Here is a 16,978-nt window from a genome sequence, read left to right as displayed (position 1 = left end):
AAAATAGGGGTTTGAAAATTAAATAGTTAAAGAACAAGAGAGGTATTAAAATAAAAGATTGAGTAAAAAAAAATATCTAAAAAGTAATCAATGAAATGAATCAAATATCTTTAAAGATTCGTTATATGCACTTTCAAAACTAATTGCATGACAATTGGTATCTATTTTATTTGAAGTAAAATAAGACAGCATTTTTTCTGTTGGCATATTCCCAGTTAAATCATCTTTAGCCATTGGACAACCACCGTAACCTTTTATAGCTCCATCAAAACGAAGACAGCCAGCTTTATAAGCTGCATCAACTTTTTCAAACCATTTATCTGGAGTAGTGTGCAAATGAGCTCCAAATTCTATATTTGGGTATTTGGGTATTAAATTTGAGAAAAGATAATCTATAACCTCTGGAGTAGAACTACCTACAGTATCTGACAATGAAAGTATTTTAACTCCCATATTAGCTAATTTTTCCGTCCACTCTCCTACTATTTCTACATTCCATGGATCTCCATATGGATTACCAAAACCCATAGAAATATAAGTAACTACTTCCTTATTAGATTTATCACCAATCTCTAATATTTCGTTTAAAGTAAGGATAGATTCTGCAATAGTTTTATGCGTATTTCGCATTTGAAAGTTCTCTGATATAGAGAAAGGAAAACCTAAATATTGTATTTCTTTATGTACAGAAGCTAATTCAGCTCCTCTTGTATTCGCAATAATTGCTAATAACTTACTTTGTGTTTGAGACAGGTCTAATTGTGCCAACACTTCTGCAGTATCAGCCATTTGAGGTATTGCTTTTGGCGAAACAAAACTTCCAAAATCAATTGTATCGAAACCTACACGCAAAAGTGATTGAATATATTGTACTTTCTTCTCTGTAGGAATAAAATCCTTAATGCCTTGCATAGCATCTCTTGGACATTCTATAATTTTGACTTGGCTCATAGTTTTCAAAGATAGCATTTTTAGCTATTTTCTAAAATCTTTTTATTGATTGATTTTATTAAAGATGGACCTTCATAAATGAAACCGGTATACAACTGAATTAAACTCGCACCCGCTTCTAGTTTCTCTAAAGCATCTTCAGCGGTATGAATTCCGCCAACTCCAATAATTGGAAATGCTTTATTGCTTTTTTCAGATAAAAATCGAATCACTTCAGTAGAACGATTTGTTAATGGTTTACCTGATAATCCGCCCACCTCAGATCTATTTTCTGAATTTAAACCTTCACGAGAAATAGTAGTATTTGTAGCAATTACCCCTGCAATTTTTGTTTCTTTTATAATATCAATAATGTCTAACAATTGTTCGTCTGTTAAATCGGGTGCAATTTTAAGAAGAATAGGTTTTGGCTTCTCGACTCCGCTCGAAGTGACAGGTTTAGCCAAATTTATATTTTGCAACGTTTGCAACAAGTCTGTCAGTGGTTTTTTATCTTGAAGTTCTCTAAGATTAGGTGTGTTTGGCGAACTTACATTTACCACAAAGTAATCTACATGAGGAAAAAGTGCTTCAAAACAAATTTCATAATCTTTAACAGCTTCTTCATTTGGAGTCAATTTATTTTTGCCAATGTTTCCACCAATTAAAACTCCTTTATTTCTTTTTAAACGTTCAACAGCCTCTAGAACGCCACCATTATTAAAACCCATGCGATTAATAATTGCCGAATCTTCCTTTAAGCGAAATAAACGCTTTTTCGGATTACCTTCTTGACCTTTTGGAGTTAAGGTTCCTATTTCAATAAATCCAAAACCTAAATTTGAGAGTTCTTGGTATAATTTAGCATCTTTATCAAATCCTGCAGCAAGTCCAACTGGATTTTTAAATTTCAAACCAAAAACTTCACGCTCTAATCTTGAATCTTTTACCTCATAAAGAGATTTAAAAATTACCGAAAAACCAATTTTATTTAAAAAACGAATTATCGAAAAGGTAAAATAATGCACTTTTTCAGGGTCAAATAGAAAAAGAAACGGACGAATAAGTAATTTGTACATAGTTGAGTTGTTGTGTTCTGCAAAAATAAGAATTCAACTTTATAATTACCTATAAGTTTTAAGATTTTACTTAGAATGATTTTCTTGAGAAATAGTATATTTGCATTCAATTTTAAACCTTTATCATGCAACACATTATTGATCGCTTTATAAGCTATGTTACTATAGATACCGAATCTGATCCAAATTCAAATACAACACCAAGTACAGCTAAGCAATGGGACTTAGCTAATAAACTAGTTGAAGAGCTAAAATCAATGGGAATGCAAGATGTTACTATTGATGAAAACGCTTATATTATGGCAACTTTACCTAGTAATGTTGACCATGAAGTTCCAACTATTGGTTTTGTTGCGCATTTTGATACAACTCCTGATTTTACGGGTGCTAATGTAAACCCACAAATTATTAAAAATTACGATGGAAAAGATATTGTTTTAAATGCAAAACAAAATATCATTTTATCACCAAGTTATTTTGAAGACTTACTTTTATATAAAGGACAAACGTTAATTACTACTGACGGGACAACTCTTTTAGGCGCTGATGACAAAGCTGGAATTACCGAAATTATGTCGGCAATGGAATATTTAATCCAACATCCAGAAATTAAACACGGAAAAATTAGAGTTGGATTTACTCCCGATGAAGAAATTGGTCGTGGAGCGCATAAATTTGATGTTGAAAAATTTGGTTGTGAATATGCCTACACAATGGATGGAAGTCAAATTGGCGAATTAGAATATGAAAATTTTAATGCTGCTGGTGCAAAAATAACTTTCAAAGGTAAAAGTGTACACCCAGGTTATGCAAAAGGAAAAATGATTAATTCAATGCTTTTAGCCAATGAATTTATTTCTGCCTTGCCTGCCAATGAAGTTCCAGAAAAAACATCTGGATATGAAGGTTTTTTTCATGTTCATCATTTAGATGGAAGTTTAGAAGAAACCGTTTTACAATTAATTATACGTGATCATGATAAAGCTATTTTTGAAGCAAGAAAAAAATTGATTCATACTATTGCAGCAAAAATAAATCAACAATATGCAACACAATTTGGTGAAGACATTTGTATTGCTGAAGTAAATGACCAATATTATAACATGCGTGAAAAAGTGGAACCTGTATTTCATATTGTTGACATTGCAGAAGAAGCGATGAAAGAATTGGGAATTACTCCATTAATTAAACCAATTCGTGGTGGAACAGATGGTTCTCAATTATCTTACAAAGGTTTACCTTGCCCAAATATTTTTGCAGGTGGACACAATTTTCACGGAAAATATGAGTATGTTCCTGTTGAAAGTATGGTAAAAGCAACAGAAGTAATTGTAAAAATTGCTGAACTTACTGCTAAAAAATAAGATAATAAAAAAACAAAAAAAAGGTCTGCATTTGCAGACCTTTTTTATTTAAAACATTTAATACATTAAACGTTTCTACTTATGTATTTTATAATTTTTTTAGCGATATCTTGACCTGTAGCTCTTTCAATTCCTTCTAAACCTGGAGAAGAATTTACTTCAAGTATAAGTGGACCTCTAGCCGATTGTAATAAATCTACACCTGCAACACCTAATCCCATTGCTTTGGCTGCTTTTAAAGCCGCTGTTTCTTCTTCGTCAGTTAATTCAATTAATTCAGCTGTTCCACCTCTATGTAAATTTGAACGGAACTCACCTTCTTTACCTTGACGTTTCATTGCTCCTACTACTTGTCCGTCAACAATAAATACACGAATATCTGCTCCACCAGCTTCTTTAATAAATTCCTGAACGATTACTCTTGCTTGCAATCCATGAAATGCCTCTAAAACTGATTCAGCTGCTTTGTCATTTTCTGCCAAAACAACACCAAGTCCTTGAGTTCCTTCTAATAGTTTAATAATTAAAGGCGCTCCACCTACTTCACTAATTACTGCTTCTACGTTTTTAGTATCATTGGTAAAAACTGTTTTTGGCAAGCCTAAACCAGCTCTTGAAAGAACTTGTAAACTTCTTAATTTATCTCTAGAACGAACTAATGCTTGAGATTCTACCGCAGTAAAAGTTTTCATCATCTCAAACTGACGAACAACAGCAGTGCCATAAAATGTAACTGAAGCACCTATACGAGGAATTACTGCATCAAAATCTTCTAAACGTTGATTTTTATAGACAATAGAAGGATTTTTTTTCTCAATCACTAAATCACATTTTAAGTGATCAATAACATGCATTTCATGTCCTAATTTTTCACCTGCTTCAACAAGTCTTTTGGTAGAGTATAAATTTGAGTTTCTCGATAAAATCGCAATCTTCATTCGTTCTTTAAAGTATTAATTATTATATTCTTATGAATTTTAAAAAGGTAGCAAAAATAGAATTAAAAAAGAAACAAATACTATTTATTTGTAATACTTTAATAATTATATCTAAGATTTTTTATTTTTACTAAAATTAGATGTAAAAAATGGAGAAAAACCCTTGGAACAAAACTGATCAATGGAATGAAGAACTAGAATTTTTAAAGTCAATTGTTGCTAAAGCAAATCTATTTGAAGATATTAAATGGGGAGGTCCGGTTTATAGCTATAATGGTAAAAATATTCTAGGAATTGGTGGCTTTAAATCGTATTTTGGAATTTGGTTTTTTAACGGTGTTTTTCTAAAAGATGAGCAAAAATTACTAATTAATGCTCAAGAAGGAACAACAAAATCTATGCGTCAAATGCGTTTTAATTCTATTAACGAAATTGATGAGAAAGTAATTTTACAATATATTAAAGAAGCCATTTCAATTAAAGAAAAAGTGTTAACCGTAAAATCAACTAAGAAAAAATCAATTCAATCAGACTTATTAAATGAAGCATGTAACCTTAATGATAATTTAAAGAACGCTTTTAATGAGTTTAAACCATACAAACAAAGTGAATTTATTGAATACATAGAAAGCGCAAAACAAGAAAAAACAAAATTGATACGATTAGAAAAAATAAAACCGATGATTCTTTCGAACACCGGTTTAAATGATAAGTATAGAAAATAGATTATTTCTTTTCTGTTTGTTTTGCTGTTAATTCTAAAGAAATTGCAGAACGTTCCATTTTAATTTTTCCTGCCATTGTTTCTACAACTACAGTTCCTTCAGACAATTCAGCAATTTTTCCATGAATTCCTGATTTAGTAATTACTTTATCTCCAGTTTTTAAACCTGCTTCAAAAGCTTTTTCTTTTTTAACTCTTTGTTGTTGTGGACGAATCATTAAAAAGTAAAATATTGCTATCATTAACAATAATTGTATAGCTAACGTTGGTGTCATATTTAATTATTTATTTGTTATTTATTGTGTTACATATACTGCTTTTCCATCTTTAGGAGTAACGTTTGCTTTAATATTAAACGTTTCGTTTCCGGTTTCAGTGTTTGTCGTTAATGTAACTGTTTTGTTTTGTTGACCTGTTTTTCCGTTTGAATCAAAAGAAACTTTAATAGGAGCTGATTGACCTGGAGCAATAGGTTCTTTTGGTGGTTCAGGAACTGTACAGCCGCAACTTCCTTTTGCATCTGCAATAATTAAATCAGAATCTCCAATGTTTTTTATTTTAAATACTGTTTCAACAACCTCCCCTTCTTTAATTGTTCCAAAATCATGTTCTGCTTTATCTAATTCAATTTTAGGAAACTTACCCATCAAAGCTTTTTCAGCTTCAACGGCTTTCATGTCTTGCTCAGTAATTTTAGAAGAACCTTTATCGTTACATGATGCTAATGTTATAACTAATAATGCTAAACTTAATGTTTTTCTTAACATAACTTAAAATTTAATATTTATAATAATCCTCTACCTGTTTTCACAAGTATATTTTCGTTTTTTAAATCTTTAATTAAATTATCTAAAATTCCGTTGATAAAAATACTACTTTTTGGTGTAGAATATTCTTTTGCAATTTCTAAATATTCGTTAATTGTTACTTTTACTGGAATTGAAGGAAACTTTAAAAACTCACAAATTGCCATTTTAAGAATTATAGTATCTATTTCAGCAATCCTATCAGTATCCCAATTTGGTGTTTTATCAATATATTGTTTTGATAACTCAACTTCATTTAAAACGGTTTTACGGAAAAGATTCTTTGCATAATCTTTATCGTCTTCATCTTTATAAAGTTTTGTTACTTTAAATTCTTCTTGAGTTTCTTTTACTTGTTTGATTTGTTTTAAAATCATTGTATTTACCAAAGGAACATCATCTAACCAAGTTAGTTTATAGTCTTCTAAATAATCGTAAAGTTTCTCATTTGGAGCAATAACTTCAGAAAACAAATCGGCAATGAAATATTTATCTTCATCAAAAGTTGATTCAGATTTACTCATATAGTCTATATATAACTGACTTTCTTTAACCGCATCAATTAAAAACAAAATAATATCATCATTTTGTTTCCAATTATTTATTTTTCGAGCATCAATTTTATCCAACAACGACTCGCTGTTTTTTAAAATATGTAAAAATTTGTTTTGAATAAACTTAGAAGAAGGATTTTTCTCTTCTTTAGTAGCTAAATGTTTTTTGGAAACTAAATCTAAATACTCTTCTTCTTTACTTTGAATTTCAATTAATGCAGATAACATTAACAAATACAAATCTTGCATACTTTCAATGCTTGCAAATAAGAATTTCTCCTCTTTTTCTAGATTATCAGATTGATGTTGGTGCATTGCATAAATCGTCTGCATCACCTTTATCCTTATATGTCTTCTATTTAACATACTACTTAAAGAACTTTTAAAATTAACAAAGCGAAAGAATAATCCTTTCGCTTTGCAAAACTACAATAATATTATCTATTATTTATTCTGAATTTCGTTTTTTCTATCGTCAATTCTTTTTTGAGCAATTGAAAATGCAGCTTGATGAGTTGTAATATTATTATCATCAGCAAATTTGAAAATTTCTAAAGCTGTGTTATAGATATTTTCCGTTTTTTCCATTACTTGAGCATTTGTCCATTTAACTAATTCAGAGTAAACATTAATTACTCCACCAGCATTAATTAAAAAATCAGGAGCATATAAAATTCCTCTTTCTTTTAATAATTTACCATGAGTAACTTCATTTGCTAATTGGTTATTAGCAGCACCTGCAATAATTTTAGCTTGTATTTTATTAATAGTATCATCATTAATAGTTGCACCTAATGCACAAGGAGCGTAAATATCTACATCAGCAGCATATAAATCTGAACCGGTATAAATTTTAGCGCCATATTTAGACCCAACTTCATTTAATCTATCTTCATTAAGATCAGCTATAGTTACAATTGCACCACTTTCTGTTAAATGCTGAACTAAAACTTCACCAACGTGACCAATTCCTTGAACTAATACTTTTTTACCTTCTAAGTTATCAGAACCAAATTGATATTTAGCAGCAGCTTTCATTCCTACAAAAACTCCATATGCTGTTACAGGAGAAGGGTTGCCAGAACCACCTCTTTCAACTGAAATTCCAGCTACGTGTTTTGTAACTTCACTAACAATATCCATATCTCTTGTTTCCATTCCAACATCTTCTGCAGTAATGTATTTTCCAGATAATGAATCTACGAATTGTCCAAAACGAGTCATTAATTCAGGTGTTTTTTGTGTTTTAGCATCACCAATGATAACAGCTTTACCACCACCTAAATTTAAACCCGAAATAGAGTTTTTATAAGACATTCCTCTAGATAAACGTAATACGTCGTTTAAGGCTTCCCATTCATTTGTATAATTCCACATTCTAGTTCCACCAAGAGCCGGACCTAAAACTGTATTATGAATACCAATAATTGCTTTTAATCCTGTATCTTTGTCATTACAAAAAACAACTTGTTCGTGTCCGTCAAATGAAACTTGACCAAAAACAGGGTCAACTTTATGCAATTCGTTTGTTTTTACTAATTCTGATGTCATATTGAGTTTGATTGTGTTGAATTATTTTTAAAAAATTATCCGCAATATTACGTATAAAATCAAAATGATTCAAAAAATTAGCTTTTTTTTAATAATTTGACAATGAAATAGTTGATTTTTAGAAAATATTAAAATTAATAAAAAACCATCTTTTTCAATTTTTTAATAACAAATAATTACTTTTTTAATTTTTTAAATGAAAGAATTACAATATTTAAACAAATACTTTGTCAAATATAAATACCGATTTATTCTTGGTATTATCATTACAATTGCCGCTCAAATATTTTCTTTATTCACTCCTGAATTAATAGGTAATTCTATAAAGACAATTGAAGAGTTTACCAAGCAAGAAAATGTTTCTTCCGTTTTGGTGAAAAAAGAATTACTGAACAACGTTCTACTCATCTTAGCAACAACAATAATTGCAGGATTTTTAACCTTTTTAATGCGTCAAACTTTAATTGTTATGTCACGCTATATTGAGTTTGATTTAAAAAACGAAGTATACAATCACTATCAAAAATTATCCCAAGATTTTTATAAAAAAAATAGAACAGGAGATTTAATGAGTAGAATAAGTGAAGACGTTGGAAAAGTAAGAATGTACGTTGGTCCAGCTGTTATGTACTCATTAAATACATTCATTCGTTTTTCTGTTGTTATCATATACATGTATAATATTTCTCCAGAATTAACTCTCTACTCTTTATTACCTTTACCACTTTTATCGTATGGTGTTTTCAAAATTAGCTCTGAAATACACAAAAGAAGTAGTGAATTTCAAAAAAACCTTTCCACTTTATCTTCATTCGCACAAGAAATTTTCTCTGGAATTAGAGTAATCAAAGCTTATGCAATTGAGAAAGAAAAAGAAAAAGAATTTGAAATACTTACGCAAGAAAGTAAAAACAAATCCATGTCTTTAGTAAAAGTAAACTCATTGTTTGGACCATTAATGATATTACTTATAGGTTTGAGTAATCTAGTGGTGATTTATGTAGGAGGAACTATGTATATTGATGGTAAAATTGAAAGTATTGGTGTTATCGCACAGTTCATTCTTTACATTAACATGTTAACTTGGCCTGTTGCTTCTTTAGGTTGGGTTTCTTCATTAGTACAAGAAGCGGAAGCTTCTCAAAAAAGGTTGAATGAGTTTTTAAAAATCACTCCTTCTATTCAAAATACTTCATCTCAACATGATGATATTAAAGGAAGAATTGAATTTAAAAACGTGACCTTTACTTATGACGACACAAATATAACTGCATTAAAAAATATTTCTTTTGAAATTAATCCAGGAGAAACCCTTGCTATATTAGGGAAAACAGGTTCCGGAAAATCGTCTATTCTTTCTTTAGTGAGTAGAATGTACGATACAACTGAAGGAAATATATTAATTGACAATAAAACAATTAAAGATGTAAATCTAGATGATTTGAGAAACAACATTAGCGTTGTTCCTCAAGATGCTTTTTTATTTTCAGACACAATTAAAAACAATATTAAATTTGGGAATGAAAATGCTTCTGACACTGAAGTTATTGAAGCTGCAAAAAAAGCAGTAGTTCACAATAACATTATTAATTTCACTAATCAATACGATACTATTTTAGGAGAAAGAGGAATAACACTTTCTGGCGGACAAAAACAAAGAGTTTCAATTGCTAGAGCGTTAATTAAAAATGCACCTATTTTATTACTAGACGATTGCCTTAGCGCAGTTGACACAGAAACAGAAGAAGCTATCTTAAATAGTTTGACTCAATATTGCAAAAACAAAACTACAATTCTTGTCAGTCATAGAGTGTCTTCGGCTAAAAATGCCACGAAAATTATCATATTAGACGAAGGACAAATTATTCAACAAGGTACTCATAATCAATTGCTCGAACAAGAAGGTTATTATAAAGATTTATACCATAAACAACTTTCAGAAAAAGAAATTGTGAATTAATTGTTTTATACATTTTTTTTTTAGATTTTTGATTTCAATAAAAACCAATAATAGATCGAAGGATTATGAATGAAAAAGAAATGTTAGATAAAGAGGATATCTTTTCTAAAGTATTAAGAGCAGGAAGAAGAACTTATTTTTTTGATGTTAGAGCTACAAAAGCAGATGATTATTACATAACTATTACTGAAAGTAAAAAGTTTACTGAAGAAGACGGTTCTTATCATTTTAAAAAGCATAAAATTTACTTATACAAAGAAGATTTTGCAGCTTTTCAAGAAATTCTAGACGAAATGACTTCATTTGTTGTAGACCATAAAGGTGAAGAAGTAATTTCTGAAAGACACCAAAAAGACTTCAAAAAAGAAGTATACGACAACGAAACTACTGAAAACGTTTCTACAAGCAGTTTTACGGACATTAGTTTTGACGATATTTAATATATCTAATCAATATTATAAAAAAAGCCCTGAAAATTTCTGGGCTTTTTTTTATCCAATTTTTAATCCGTTTTCAACTTTAAAATGAGGCGAAAGCAACACAATGTCATTTTCATCTCCCATAGCGCCAAGAACCAGGCATTCACTCATGAATTTGCCTATTTGTTTTTTAGGAAAATTTACAACCGCTACAATTTGCTTGTTGAGCAAATCTTCTTTTAAATAACGCTTTGTTATTTGTGCAGATGATTTTAAAAGACCTATTTCTTTTCCAAAATCAATTTTTAATTGATAGGCAGGATTTCTCGCTTCTGGAAAATCATTGACTTCTATAATGGTTCCAACACGCATTTCAACTTTTTCAAAATCTTGCCAATTAATTTCAACTTTCATTTGTTTTCTTTTTTCAAATTTAAGAATTTTCAATCATTTTGTAACATTATTCATTTACTAACGTATAATAACAAGAGGTTAATAACTTCTGAAATTTAATTTCTAAACTCTTATTCAAAATGGCTCAAACTCCTTCAAACATGTTACCACTTGGTACAAAAGCACCTGATTTCTTATTATCAGCAAGTAATTTTAATACCAATTTTAATTTTGAAGAATGTAAAGGAAATAAAGGAACTTTGGTTATGTTTATTTGCAATCATTGTCCGTTTGTGGTTCATGTAATTGAAGAAATTGTAATGATTGCTAACGATTATAGAGTGCAAGGAATAGGAATAGTTGCTATTTCAAGTAATGATATCATAAATTATCCGCAAGATGCTCCAGATAAAATGGCTGATTTTGCTTTAGAAAACAAAATAGAATTTCCTTATTTATACGATGAAACTCAAGAAGTAGCAAAAGCATATGATGCTGCTTGTACACCCGATTTTTATTTATTTGACAGTCAGGATAAATTGGTTTATCGCGGACAAATGGACGATTCAAGACCTGGAAACAACATCTCAATTAGCGGAAGCGATTTACGAAATGCTATTGATGCTGTGCTTTACAACCGTAAAATAGTAGAACCACAAAAACCAAGTATTGGTTGTAATATTAAGTGGAGGTAGATTATGATTAAAAAAGCATCTGTAATCCTATTTTATATTTTAGCACTTATATTTATTCTTGATTTTTCTTTGCCTGGAAAAGAAATCACAAGCAAAGTGAGTTCAATTAAGACAGTAAGGCAGAACTACTATAATGCAGGAGGAAATTCGCATTTAAGCTACACACTAAAAACTGAAGATGCGCAATTTATAATTTCTAAAGAGTTTTCAAAAAAGATAAAACAAGGCGATTTTATTACTAGAAAAGAATCAATACTTTTTAATGAAGTGAATTCTTATCGTTTTAATGGTTTTTCTGAAACCTATTCACTTAGATTATTCTCAGGTTTAATCTTGCCTTTATTAGTGATTCTAATTATTACAGCACAAACAAAATTTTATTTAAAAATCAGTGCATTGTCTTTGATTTTTAAAATTATGTTAGTTGGAAATTTGGTTTATGTGATTTTTAATTAACTGAAAGACAATAACTATCTTACTTTTATTAATTTTAATCAAATATTTTACCTTCAATTATTTTATTTTGTGAGAATAATGAAATTGAGCTTAAAATAAAAAGTAATATTCATAATTTTATATTCATAAATAAGAACCTATTAAAATTATTAATATTACTAGCGCAATTACTATTAAATATGTATATAATTGAAACTTATACACTTTTTTTCCATCTTCATAATCTGTAAGTAAAATAGTTTCTGTACTTGCTATTATTTCATTTTTAATTAATAATTCATTAACTAAACTTCTGTCTTTATCTTGAATAAAAAAACGAATTCCAGAACTAACGTTAGAATTCTCAACTATATCATAATAATAATCAATTTTGTTTTCAATTAATAGATATTCAAAAAGGATATAATCTTTTAATAAAACATACAATTTATAATGTTCATTATATTTAACTTGAATAGTATTTCCCATAGCTATTACTTCTCCATCACAACCTCAATAGGTCGGTTCGTTCTTGGCCCGAATTGACGCGATTGCTTTTCATTTTCACTTGAGCACAAAATATACATGTTAAAAGGCTGTAATTGTATAGTTTGTGTTTTATAAACTCCTTTAGGATCTGAAATTTTTATACTGTAATTATCCGCAGGAAATGTATTGGTTACCGATAAAAAATAGCTCTCATTGGCATAAGGAAAAAACCAGCGCTCTTTTTCAGTGGGTTTGCTTATCAAATAGTTTCTATCAAATGAAAGTGCTTTGTCTTTATTAATCCAACTTAAAGTATTTTCTGTATTAATTACTTCGTTTCCATTTTCATCTACAACAGTAATTTGCAAATCGTTTATAACTGCAGAATTACCGTTTTCATGTGGCAAAACAACCAAATAAGAAGTAAAATCAAATCCACAATGCGGCACTTGACTGAAACTGAAAATTGAGAAAAAAAGGAAGAGTAAAGTAAGTTTATTTTTCATTTTTTAGGTTGTTGTATTTTAAGCAAAAATCCGAATTATCTTTACAAAGTTCAAAATAGCATGATAGCAATTTCTTTTTTAATTCTACACTTGGTTTAACTTTATAAGCTAATTCATATTCTGTTGAAGCAATTAAATAATCACCATTTTTAAAATATTTATCTCCTGAATCTAATAAAATAGTATATGATTCTAGCTTAAAACCAAGTTCTTTATCTAATTTATTTTGAAGATTTTCATTTTCATAAATAGAAAAACTATTACTAAAATAAAATCCAAATCCAACAATTATTACAATAAACGAACCAACAATAAAAAAATCTCTTTTTTTTCTTTTGTCGATATTGTCAATAGCTTGCTCTTTATTATAAGCACCTACAGGAACATTGAAATTTTTTGAAAAAGAACTATCTTCTGAAATTCCATTTCTAGAATTAGAGAATGGTCTTCTCGCTTTTTGCTTATAAATCCATTTTTGCAATCCAAAACCAATATATCCCATGTAAAAAAAATTACAAATTCATTGTTACATAGTTATAAACCAACTCTCTTTCCTCATCTGATATTTTAGCCGCTTCTTGCATACCTTTCAAAATTGGCTTCCAACGTTCTTTAGTATAATGACTGGGAACTGGTAAATCGTGGCATTTATTACATTTAGCCTCAAAAACGGTTTTACCTTGTGATAGTTCAGCTGTTAAAGGAATCATAGGCGCTAGTAACTCAGGAGTTGATTCATTTATTTTTGTTTCTTCAACAACAGCCTTCTTCGCATTACATGAAACAAGTCCAACAATTAAAAGTGCTAAAACAACCTTTTTCTTCATAGATTCTAATTTTAGTAAATATAGTAAAAAAGTAAAATCCCGAAAGAAACCTTCGGGATTTTTATGTATTGTAAACTGATTAAAAAAACTTATTTAACGTCAATTAACTCAACGTCAAAAACTAAAGTTGCATCTGGTGGAATAACTCCTCCAGCACCTCTAGAACCATATCCTAAATAAGAAGGAATCACAAAACGCGCTTTATCTCCTACTTGTAACAAAGCAATACCTTCGTCCCAACCTTCAATAACTTGTCCTGCACCTAATTTAAAATCAATAGGTTGTTTTCTTTTGTATGAAGAATCAAACACTTGACCGTTTTCTAAAGCACCTTGGTAATGTACAGAAACTGTTTTACCCTTTTCTGCTTGTTTTCCAGTTCCTTTTTGAATCATTTTATAACGTAAACCACTTTCTGTAGTTTCGAATCCAGCTGCTAATTTTTCTAAAGCTTCTTCTGCTGCTTTTTTTTGTTCTGCTAACCTTTTCTCACGAGAACCTTCAAAAGTTCTAAAAGCTTCAATGGCATTCCATTTTTCTGCTTCTTCTCCTATTCTTACAATTTCAATTGATTCAATAGCATCTCCTTGAGCAACAACATCAACAACTTCCTGCCCTTCAACTACATGACCAAAAACAGTATGTTTACCATCTAACCAATCAGTTGGAATGTGCGTAATGAAAAACTGAGATCCATTTGTTCCTGGTCCAGCATTTGCCATAGACAATACTCCTGGTCTATCATGTTTTAATTCAGGATGAAATTCATCATCAAACTTATAACCTGCATCACCTGTTCCTGTTCCTTGTGGACAACCACCTTGAATCATAAAATCAGGAATTACTCTATGAAATTTTAATCCGTTATAGTATGGAGTTCCCATTGGTTTTGCAGTATTCTCTAACTGACCTTCAGCTAAACCAACAAAGTTTCCAACAGTTCCTGGAGTTTTATCGTGAGTTAATTTTACTAAAATACTTCCTTTTGGCGTGTTAAATTTTGCGTAAATTCCGTCTTGCATGTTTTTACTTTTTTAAATTAAAGTGCAAAATTACTAATAATTTTTGAGTATTTTTGGTTAATTAGAAGCAGAAAAGCATCTATTCAATCACTTTTTGTCCTGCTGTCCGTTATATCTATATAATTTTTGTTTCTCGACTACGCTCAAACTAACAAATTATAAAGGATGTCACTTCCATCAGGGCTAAAATTCATAATCCATTTTCAACATGAAAGCAGAAAACTACCTAGAAATCAACAAACAAGCTTGGAACAATCAAGTTCCAGTTCATTTAGATTCTGATTTTTATAATATGGACGGCTTTTTAAAGGGCAAAAATTCGGTTCCTAAAATTGATTTAGAACTTTTAGGCAATATAGTAGGAAAAAGTATTTTGCACTTACAATGTCATTTTGGGCAAGATACATTATCATTAGCCAGACTTGGAGGCAAATGCACAGGAATTGATTTGTCAGATAAAGCTATTGAAAAAGCAAAAGAATTAAATAAACAACTTAAGCTAGATGCAAAATTCATTTGCGCTGATGTGTATGATACTCCAAATCATTTAAAAGAACAATTTGATATTGTTTACACAAGTTATGGTGCAATTGGCTGGTTACCCGATTTAGACAAATGGGCAAAAGTGATTTCACATTTTTTAAAACCAAATGGCAAATTAGTTTTTGTTGAATTTCACCCTGTAATTTGGATGTTTGATGATAATTTTACTAAAATTCAATATCATTATCATAACGAAAAAGCTATTGCTGAAGAACAATCTGGGACTTACGCTGAGAAAGATACAGATATTAAAACAGATTATATAGGATGGAATCATTCGTTAGCTGAAGTTTTTCAAGCATTATTGAACAATGGTTTACAAATTGAATCATTTGAAGAATATGACTATTCTAATTACAATTGTTTTAATGAAACAGTAGAGTTTGAACCTGGAAAATTTAGAATAAAACATTTGGAAAACAAAATTCCGATGATGTACAGTTTAACAGCAATAAAAAATAACTTCATTTTTTAAGATTAGCTACTCAGCAAGAAACTTTGTAACTTTGGCCTTTTAACATTGCAATCTCTATACAATGCGCATTGATATCATCACCGTTTTACCCGATTTATTAAGAAGCCCTTTTGAAGGCTCAATTATGAAAAGAGCTATCGAAAAAAAATTGGTAGAGGTTCACTTTCACAATCTTAGAGACTATACTAAAAACAAACAGAGAAGTGTTGATGATTATCAATATGGTGGCGGTGCTGGTATGGTTATGAATATACAACCTATTGATGATTGTATTTCAAAACTAAAATCTGAAAGAACTTACGATGAAATTATATACATGACGCCAGATGGCTCAACCTTGAACCAAAAAATGGCTAATTCTATGTCTATGTATGAAAATATAATCATCTTATGTGGGCATTATAAAGGAGTAGATCAAAGAGTTAGAGACTTACACATTACCAAAGAAATATCAATTGGTGATTATGTACTTTCAGGAGGAGAAATTGGTGCAATTGTGTTTTGCGATGCAATTATTCGTTTAATTCCTGGTGTTTTATCTGATGAAACTTCAGCATTAACAGATAGTTTTCAAGACAATTTACTTTCACCACCTATTTATACTAGACCAGCAGAATACAAAGGAATGAAAGTGCCAGATATTCTTTTAAGTGGGAATTTCTCAAAAATTGAAGAATGGAGAGAACAAAAAGCATTGGAACACACACAAATCAGAAGACCTGATTTACTAAAAGAATAGTTTTTGATTTTTTAATTTTTTTTTTAACTTTAAGTATAAATTTTATCCTATGCATAGAATTATATATTTAAGTTCAGCAATTGAACTATTTACAGATGAAGAAATTAATTTACTTCTTCAGAAATCTAGGTTCAATAATGCGCAAAAAAACATTACAGGACTCCTTTTGTACTCCGAAGGAAATTTTATTCAAATATTAGAGGGCAATAAAGATGAAATTCAAAATACATTTGAGAAAATAAAACTCGATAATCGCCATAAAAACATTATTACTGTAATAAATGAGCCTATAAAAAAAAGAACTTTTTCAGATTGGAAGATGGGATACAGCTTAGTTGACCCAACGTTTTTAAATAATCATCCTGAAATCAATCCATTTCGCTTTAAAAACAATACTTCAATTGATTTGATTGTAAAAACATTCATTGAAACATTTTTAAACTCCTTTAGAAACCAAGTTCTTTATACTTAATATTTTTTTTCAAAAGATTGCAAATTAAATATAAAATTGTAAATTTGCATCCAGTTT

General features: G+C 29.7%; 22 protein-coding genes. 9 read left to right on the top strand and 13 right to left on the bottom strand.

Annotated elements, in window-relative coordinates; genetic code table 11:
- Positions 1-87: 87 nt before the first annotated feature.
- Both ACQ65T_RS07810 and ACQ65T_RS07805 read right to left on the bottom strand, forming a co-directional pair.
- Positions 88-951: a hydroxymethylglutaryl-CoA lyase gene (locus tag ACQ65T_RS07810; RefSeq protein WP_430400525.1), complete on the bottom strand. Its 864-nt coding sequence runs from the start codon at positions 949-951 to the stop codon at positions 88-90.
- A gap of 20 nt (positions 952-971) precedes the next feature.
- Positions 972-2,009 (bottom strand): quinone-dependent dihydroorotate dehydrogenase, encoded by a 1,038-nt coding sequence (locus ACQ65T_RS07805; protein ID WP_430400524.1) that lies wholly within the window; start codon positions 2,007-2,009, stop codon positions 972-974.
- Positions 2,010-2,134: 125 nt separating this feature from the next.
- On the opposite strand from ACQ65T_RS07805, the gene pepT reads away from it, so the two are divergent.
- Entirely contained in the window at positions 2,135-3,373 is a 1,239-nt protein-coding gene (gene pepT, locus ACQ65T_RS07800; RefSeq protein WP_430400523.1) for a peptidase T, read from the top strand.
- Between the two features lie 65 nt (positions 3,374-3,438).
- On the opposite strand, the gene rimK is transcribed toward pepT, so the two are convergent.
- Complete coding sequence (rimK, locus tag ACQ65T_RS07795; protein ID WP_430400522.1) at positions 3,439-4,311, bottom strand: 30S ribosomal protein S6--L-glutamate ligase; 873 nt, start codon at positions 4,309-4,311, stop codon at positions 3,439-3,441.
- Positions 4,312-4,460: 149 nt separating this feature from the next.
- Between rimK and ACQ65T_RS07790 the strand changes: the two genes are divergently transcribed.
- Positions 4,461-5,036 (top strand): YdeI/OmpD-associated family protein, encoded by a 576-nt coding sequence (locus ACQ65T_RS07790; protein WP_430400521.1) that lies wholly within the window; start codon positions 4,461-4,463, stop codon positions 5,034-5,036.
- 1 nt (position 5,037) lies between these two features.
- Here the strand turns inward: ACQ65T_RS07790 and yajC are convergent, their stop codons facing one another.
- The 4 genes from yajC to ACQ65T_RS07770 form a co-directional block, all read right to left on the bottom strand.
- On the bottom strand, positions 5,038-5,310 hold the full coding sequence (gene yajC, locus ACQ65T_RS07785; RefSeq protein ID WP_430400520.1) for a preprotein translocase subunit YajC: 273 nt from the start codon (positions 5,308-5,310) through the stop codon (positions 5,038-5,040).
- Between the two features lie 21 nt (positions 5,311-5,331).
- Positions 5,332-5,802 (bottom strand): DUF1573 domain-containing protein, encoded by a 471-nt coding sequence (locus ACQ65T_RS07780; protein WP_430400519.1) that lies wholly within the window; start codon positions 5,800-5,802, stop codon positions 5,332-5,334.
- A gap of 17 nt (positions 5,803-5,819) precedes the next feature.
- On the bottom strand, positions 5,820-6,728 hold the full coding sequence (gene nusB / locus ACQ65T_RS07775) for a transcription antitermination factor NusB (protein ID WP_430400518.1): 909 nt from the start codon (positions 6,726-6,728) through the stop codon (positions 5,820-5,822).
- Between the two features lie 111 nt (positions 6,729-6,839).
- Complete coding sequence (locus ACQ65T_RS07770; RefSeq protein WP_430400517.1) at positions 6,840-7,946, bottom strand: Glu/Leu/Phe/Val family dehydrogenase; 1,107 nt, start codon at positions 7,944-7,946, stop codon at positions 6,840-6,842.
- 196 nt (positions 7,947-8,142) lie between these two features.
- On the opposite strand from ACQ65T_RS07770, the gene ACQ65T_RS07765 reads away from it, so the two are divergent.
- Together ACQ65T_RS07765 and ACQ65T_RS07760 are read left to right on the top strand one after the other, a co-directional pair.
- On the top strand, positions 8,143-9,906 hold the full coding sequence (locus ACQ65T_RS07765; RefSeq protein ID WP_430400516.1) for an ABC transporter ATP-binding protein: 1,764 nt from the start codon (positions 8,143-8,145) through the stop codon (positions 9,904-9,906).
- A 65-nt stretch (positions 9,907-9,971) separates the two neighbouring features.
- Positions 9,972-10,346, top strand: a complete 375-nt coding sequence (locus tag ACQ65T_RS07760; RefSeq protein ID WP_430400515.1) for a PUR family DNA/RNA-binding protein — start codon at positions 9,972-9,974, stop codon at positions 10,344-10,346.
- Between the two features lie 51 nt (positions 10,347-10,397).
- On the opposite strand, the gene ACQ65T_RS07755 is transcribed toward ACQ65T_RS07760, so the two are convergent.
- Entirely contained in the window at positions 10,398-10,739 is a 342-nt protein-coding gene (locus ACQ65T_RS07755) for a tRNA-binding protein (RefSeq protein WP_430400514.1), read from the bottom strand.
- 119 nt (positions 10,740-10,858) lie between these two features.
- Here ACQ65T_RS07755 and ACQ65T_RS07750 point away from each other — a divergent pair, with 119 nt between their 5' ends.
- Both ACQ65T_RS07750 and ACQ65T_RS07745 read left to right on the top strand, forming a co-directional pair.
- Positions 10,859-11,413 (top strand): thioredoxin family protein, encoded by a 555-nt coding sequence (locus ACQ65T_RS07750; protein ID WP_430400513.1) that lies wholly within the window; start codon positions 10,859-10,861, stop codon positions 11,411-11,413.
- A gap of 3 nt (positions 11,414-11,416) precedes the next feature.
- The gene (locus tag ACQ65T_RS07745; protein WP_430400512.1) at positions 11,417-11,869 is read left to right on the top strand and encodes a hypothetical protein; all 453 of its coding nucleotides are present in this window, start codon (positions 11,417-11,419) and stop codon (positions 11,867-11,869) included.
- A gap of 123 nt (positions 11,870-11,992) precedes the next feature.
- Here the strand turns inward: ACQ65T_RS07745 and ACQ65T_RS07740 are convergent, their stop codons facing one another.
- The 5 genes from ACQ65T_RS07740 to ACQ65T_RS07720 all read right to left on the bottom strand — a co-directional run bounded on the left by ACQ65T_RS07740 (position 11,993) and on the right by ACQ65T_RS07720 (position 14,692).
- A complete protein-coding gene (locus tag ACQ65T_RS07740) occupies positions 11,993-12,337 on the bottom strand; it encodes a hypothetical protein (RefSeq protein ID WP_430400511.1) in 345 nt (114 codons plus the stop codon).
- Between the two features lie 5 nt (positions 12,338-12,342).
- Positions 12,343-12,843: a hypothetical protein gene (locus tag ACQ65T_RS07735; RefSeq protein WP_430400510.1), complete on the bottom strand. Its 501-nt coding sequence runs from the start codon at positions 12,841-12,843 to the stop codon at positions 12,343-12,345.
- Complete coding sequence (locus tag ACQ65T_RS07730) at positions 12,833-13,345, bottom strand: hypothetical protein (protein WP_430400509.1); 513 nt, start codon at positions 13,343-13,345, stop codon at positions 12,833-12,835. The genes ACQ65T_RS07735 and ACQ65T_RS07730 overlap by 11 nt, the downstream gene beginning before the upstream one ends.
- Before the next feature lie 10 nt (positions 13,346-13,355).
- Positions 13,356-13,670, bottom strand: coding sequence for a c-type cytochrome (locus tag ACQ65T_RS07725; RefSeq protein WP_430400508.1), 315 nt, complete (start codon positions 13,668-13,670; stop codon positions 13,356-13,358).
- 89 nt (positions 13,671-13,759) lie between these two features.
- The gene (locus tag ACQ65T_RS07720) at positions 13,760-14,692 is read right to left on the bottom strand and encodes a peptidylprolyl isomerase (RefSeq protein WP_430400507.1); all 933 of its coding nucleotides are present in this window, start codon (positions 14,690-14,692) and stop codon (positions 13,760-13,762) included.
- Between the two features lie 208 nt (positions 14,693-14,900).
- On the opposite strand from ACQ65T_RS07720, the gene ACQ65T_RS07715 reads away from it, so the two are divergent.
- The 3 genes from ACQ65T_RS07715 (at position 14,901) to ACQ65T_RS07705 (ending at position 16,921) form a co-directional block, all read left to right on the top strand.
- Positions 14,901-15,710: a class I SAM-dependent methyltransferase gene (locus ACQ65T_RS07715; protein WP_430400506.1), complete on the top strand. Its 810-nt coding sequence runs from the start codon at positions 14,901-14,903 to the stop codon at positions 15,708-15,710.
- A 61-nt stretch (positions 15,711-15,771) separates the two neighbouring features.
- Positions 15,772-16,449, top strand: coding sequence for a tRNA (guanosine(37)-N1)-methyltransferase TrmD (gene trmD / locus ACQ65T_RS07710; protein WP_430400505.1), 678 nt, complete (start codon positions 15,772-15,774; stop codon positions 16,447-16,449).
- 49 nt (positions 16,450-16,498) lie between these two features.
- On the top strand, positions 16,499-16,921 hold the full coding sequence (locus tag ACQ65T_RS07705; protein WP_430400504.1) for a BLUF domain-containing protein: 423 nt from the start codon (positions 16,499-16,501) through the stop codon (positions 16,919-16,921).
- Positions 16,922-16,978 lie beyond the last annotated feature (57 nt).

This window comes from Flavobacterium sp., from assembly GCF_965284515.1.
Lineage (GTDB): Bacteria > Bacteroidota > Bacteroidia > Flavobacteriales > Flavobacteriaceae > Flavobacterium.
The sequence above is the reverse complement of the archived record's forward strand: the minus strand, read 5'-3'. Positions and strand labels throughout refer to the sequence as shown.

Coding starts and splice junctions, on each gene's coding strand:
- ACQ65T_RS07720 (WP_430400507.1), bottom strand. CDS start 14,692: ATGCAAGACGGAATTTACGCAAAATTTAACACGCCAAAAGGAAGTATT.
- yajC (WP_430400520.1), bottom strand. CDS start 5,310: ATGACACCAACGTTAGCTATACAATTATTGTTAATGATAGCAATATTT.
- ACQ65T_RS07755 (WP_430400514.1), bottom strand. CDS start 10,739: ATGAAAGTTGAAATTAATTGGCAAGATTTTGAAAAAGTTGAAATGCGT.
- ACQ65T_RS07750 (WP_430400513.1), top strand. CDS start 10,859: ATGGCTCAAACTCCTTCAAACATGTTACCACTTGGTACAAAAGCACCT.
- ACQ65T_RS07790 (WP_430400521.1), top strand. CDS start 4,461: ATGGAGAAAAACCCTTGGAACAAAACTGATCAATGGAATGAAGAACTA.
- nusB (WP_430400518.1), bottom strand. CDS start 6,728: ATGCAGACGATTTATGCAATGCACCAACATCAATCTGATAATCTAGAA.
- ACQ65T_RS07770 (WP_430400517.1), bottom strand. CDS start 7,946: ATGACATCAGAATTAGTAAAAACAAACGAATTGCATAAAGTTGACCCT.
- ACQ65T_RS07715 (WP_430400506.1), top strand. CDS start 14,901: ATGAAAGCAGAAAACTACCTAGAAATCAACAAACAAGCTTGGAACAAT.
- ACQ65T_RS07735 (WP_430400510.1), bottom strand. CDS start 12,843: ATGAAAAATAAACTTACTTTACTCTTCCTTTTTTTCTCAATTTTCAGT.
- ACQ65T_RS07725 (WP_430400508.1), bottom strand. CDS start 13,670: ATGAAGAAAAAGGTTGTTTTAGCACTTTTAATTGTTGGACTTGTTTCA.
- ACQ65T_RS07765 (WP_430400516.1), top strand. CDS start 8,143: ATGAAAGAATTACAATATTTAAACAAATACTTTGTCAAATATAAATAC.
- ACQ65T_RS07780 (WP_430400519.1), bottom strand. CDS start 5,802: ATGTTAAGAAAAACATTAAGTTTAGCATTATTAGTTATAACATTAGCA.
- ACQ65T_RS07730 (WP_430400509.1), bottom strand. CDS start 13,345: ATGGGATATATTGGTTTTGGATTGCAAAAATGGATTTATAAGCAAAAA.
- ACQ65T_RS07705 (WP_430400504.1), top strand. CDS start 16,499: ATGCATAGAATTATATATTTAAGTTCAGCAATTGAACTATTTACAGAT.
- ACQ65T_RS07805 (WP_430400524.1), bottom strand. CDS start 2,009: ATGTACAAATTACTTATTCGTCCGTTTCTTTTTCTATTTGACCCTGAA.
- rimK (WP_430400522.1), bottom strand. CDS start 4,311: ATGAAGATTGCGATTTTATCGAGAAACTCAAATTTATACTCTACCAAA.
- trmD (WP_430400505.1), top strand. CDS start 15,772: ATGCGCATTGATATCATCACCGTTTTACCCGATTTATTAAGAAGCCCT.
- pepT (WP_430400523.1), top strand. CDS start 2,135: ATGCAACACATTATTGATCGCTTTATAAGCTATGTTACTATAGATACC.
- ACQ65T_RS07760 (WP_430400515.1), top strand. CDS start 9,972: ATGAATGAAAAAGAAATGTTAGATAAAGAGGATATCTTTTCTAAAGTA.
- ACQ65T_RS07745 (WP_430400512.1), top strand. CDS start 11,417: ATGATTAAAAAAGCATCTGTAATCCTATTTTATATTTTAGCACTTATA.
- ACQ65T_RS07740 (WP_430400511.1), bottom strand. CDS start 12,337: ATGGGAAATACTATTCAAGTTAAATATAATGAACATTATAAATTGTAT.
- ACQ65T_RS07810 (WP_430400525.1), bottom strand. CDS start 951: ATGAGCCAAGTCAAAATTATAGAATGTCCAAGAGATGCTATGCAAGGC.